Genomic DNA, 2228 nt, shown 5'->3' on the forward strand with positions numbered 1-2228 from the left:
GATGGCGAGGTCGGTTTCGGCCGAGGCTGCGGCGTAGAGCGCGCCGCCTGCGTCCGCCCCCTCGGGAAGCGTCGCGCGCACGCGGTACGTTCCGACATCCTCGGGCAGACCGGCCTTCCAGTCCGACCGGCCGGCTTCCCGATGCTCGAACGCCACGGCGTCGAGGGCGTCGGCGTCTCCGTAGCGCGCAGTCGAGACGACCTCGGACGCGGCGACCGCCGATCCGTCGCAGACATGCTGGACGTCGGCGCGCACTTCCAGCGTGGCCACGGGGAGCACCCGCACGGGGAAGGCGTCCTTGGTCGCCCCCTCGCGGTTCTCGGCCGCAGCGTACCCCGGCGCGGGCGCCAGCCCGTAGACCGTGTTGCCCGCCCAGTCCCGCGCCTCGTCGGCGAAGAACCCTCCCGTGATGGAGGAGTCGCCATAGGTCAGCGAGCCGTAGCCGCTGCCGATGGCCTGCGCGATCGGCCTGATGACGGTTCCTTGGGCGTAGTCGGGGTCTGGTGTCTGACCGGGGATCGCCGCGACGAATCCGCCGGTGATCGCAATGTTCGAGCCGCGTCCGCCCGAGCACGGCCTGATGTTGTTGTCGAGCCCGGATCCGCCGCCTATGGCGGTGGCGAAGTCGCCGCCATAGGCCATAACCGTCCCGCCCGAGATGGCGATGTTCCTGCCATCGCCAACGACCCCGCCGCCGATGCCGGCCCCTTCCGATCCTCCCGTCGCCGTCACCGTTCCGCCCGAGATGGCCATGTCGCTGCCGTCGCCATTGAAACCGCCGCCGACGCCTGCGGCCCATTCACCGCCTGTCGCCGTCACGGTTCCTCCGGTGATGACGATATCGTTGCCGCCGCCGCCTTCGCCGCCGCCGATGCCTGCGGCGCGCTCGCCTCCTTGAGCCGTGACCTGACCACCTTCTATCACAACGTTTGAGCAGAATCCCCAGTAGCCGCCGCCGATGCCGGCTGACCCGTATCCGCCTATCGCCGTGACCTCGCCGCCCGTGATGGTGACGTCTGCGCTGTTGCCGGTGAGGTCGTATCCGTATGAACCACCGATTCCAGCGCCGAACTTGCCTCCTTGGGCCGTCACGACCCCTCCGGTGATGGTGATGCTCGAGCCGCTGCTCATGAACCCGCCGCCGATGCCTGCTCCCGGTTCATTGCCTACAGCCGTCACCGTCCCGCCCGCGATGGTGATGTTCGAGCCGTTCTGCTTGCGGTCGCCGCCGATGCCGGCAGCCCCTCCGCCTTCTGCGAAGAGCGAGCCTTGTCCGGATATGGCAAGCGGATTCTCGCCGTTCCGGAGACCGGCATGGCCAAAAGTCGACGTGAGGGAATTCTCCCCTTCGATCACGAGGTCGAGTCCGCCGGACGCAACCGAAAACGCCGCTCCCGGATTTTCTGCCGTCGTCGGTGGGCGGTGCGCCCGGGTCCGCCATCGAGATGGTCAGCGGCGTCTCGCCGAGAACCGTGAGGACGCCGCCCTCATAGGTGAAATCGACGCCCTCCTGGCCGCCGAGCACATTGAGGGCGCGGCCGTCCGCGTAAGCGGTCCGCGCGAGGACGAGGGCACAGCACGCCGCAAGGACGATAAGGACCCGCGCCCAGCGAACCGCCGACGCGGCCTGGCGCAGCCCGGGCCGTTCCGCCGCCTTCGAAGCCCCCATACGCGCCGCCTCTTCTCGGATCCCTCGCCCTCCTGCACGATCGGTAGCCCATTCTATCATGGGCCCAAAGCAATTCGTTGAAGAGGGGCGCGCGCCTCGGAGATCGGAGGTGTTCGCCCGTTCTCCAAAATCGCGGCGTCGAACGCGTAGCGAAAGGCTATACTTTTACTCGATACACGGAGAAGCTATGCGTAGAAGCCGCTGATCCCGTTCCACGTCGGCGCGGTGCAACAGAGGAAGGATCCGCCATGCCCATGGATTTTGAGATCGTCACCGATTCAAGCAGCAACCTCGTCGAGGAGATGATCGACGACTTCGGCCTGCACGTCCTGCCCCTCACCTTCATGGTGGACGGCGAGGAGTACCAGAGCTACCTCAAGGGCCAGCACACCGACCTCAAGCAGTTCTACACCATGATGCGCGAGGGCAAGGTCATCACCACGTCGCTGCCGAACCTGGCCGAGTCCGAGGCGCTCATGCGCGGCCTCCTAGAGCAGGGGCGCGACATCCTGTACCTGGGCTTCTCGAGCGGCCTCTCCGGCACCTTCGAGGCCACCGA

The 2228-nt window shown here is 67.3% G+C and carries 1 protein-coding gene and 1 pseudogene; one reads left to right on the plus strand and one right to left on the minus strand.

What is annotated here, in order from left to right; translation table 11 throughout:
- Nucleotides 1-1356: pseudogene (locus GPA_RS18700) on the minus strand (hypothetical protein); the annotation flags it as partial.
- Nucleotides 1357-1917: 561 nt separating this feature from the next.
- On the opposite strand from GPA_RS18700, the gene GPA_RS02085 reads away from it, so the two are divergent.
- On the plus strand, nucleotides 1918-2228 hold a 311-nt coding region (locus GPA_RS02085; RefSeq protein WP_041238809.1), incomplete at its 3' end, for a DegV family protein.

The sequence above is a fragment of the Gordonibacter pamelaeae 7-10-1-b genome (assembly GCF_000210055.1).
Classification (GTDB): Bacteria; Actinomycetota; Coriobacteriia; order Coriobacteriales; family Eggerthellaceae; genus Gordonibacter; species Gordonibacter pamelaeae.